Source organism: Zoogloea oryzae (assembly GCF_030161255.1).
GTDB lineage: Bacteria > Pseudomonadota > Gammaproteobacteria > Burkholderiales > Rhodocyclaceae > Zoogloea > Zoogloea oryzae.
In genome coordinates this window covers 337-944 of sequence record NZ_BSPX01000227.1, presented here as the reverse complement: position 1 = coordinate 944, position 608 = coordinate 337, and the positions used below count along the sequence as shown (strand labels likewise).

Sequence of the window (608 nt, the reverse complement as noted above, 5' to 3'; positions counted from 1 at the left end):
TGAGTTCTTTCATTCTATTCATTGGTATGGATCATTAATACTAGGAAAATTAGATCCTTTTTCACGATCTAAACGAGTCGCACATACACCCTAGTACATGTTCCTCGACGCTGAGGACATCCCCGCAGAGCGGGGGATTTTGTGACATTTCTGATTGGCTGTCTTGCGTTTCTAATAAGTTGTTTAGTGGTTGGCATACTGAATAGTATCTAGAATGGGCTGGTTTAAATCGATCCTAACCGAATAAATTAGGAATACTTTCTATTTCATTTGAATTTAAAATTTGATGTTGATATAATCAAATAAAAATAAGAAATCATGGGTTAATTCAAACCCTTCTTCGAACGCTTGAAATGGAATTTTTACTTGATTGAAAATAGAGGCCTTTTATCCTCCTATACTATCAACAATTCCTAGAGCTTGGGCTTCTGTTGCTGACATAAAAGTATCCCTTTCCAGGGCGGCCCGCATAATTGAGTATGGAGTTCCCGTTCTTTGTACATAAACTTGTGCAAGGCTTTCTTTGAACTTCTTTAGTTCGTCCCCTTCCAGGAGATAATTATCTACTTTGTCTTTATAAAAAGAAGTTGCAGGTTGGTGGATCATTA

Annotated in this window: 1 protein-coding gene and 1 pseudogene; both read right to left on the bottom strand. The window is 37.0% G+C overall.

The window, feature by feature from the left end; genetic code table 11:
- Nucleotides 1–83 precede the first annotated feature (83 nt).
- Nucleotides 84–197, bottom strand: a pseudogene (gene rpsL / locus QQK25_RS24850) (30S ribosomal protein S12); the annotation flags it as partial.
- A 190-nt stretch (nucleotides 198–387) separates the two neighbouring features.
- Nucleotides 388–608, bottom strand: a 221-nt coding sequence (locus QQK25_RS24845) for an ATP-dependent Clp protease proteolytic subunit (protein ID WP_284190072.1), incomplete at its 5' end; no start/stop codon positions are given.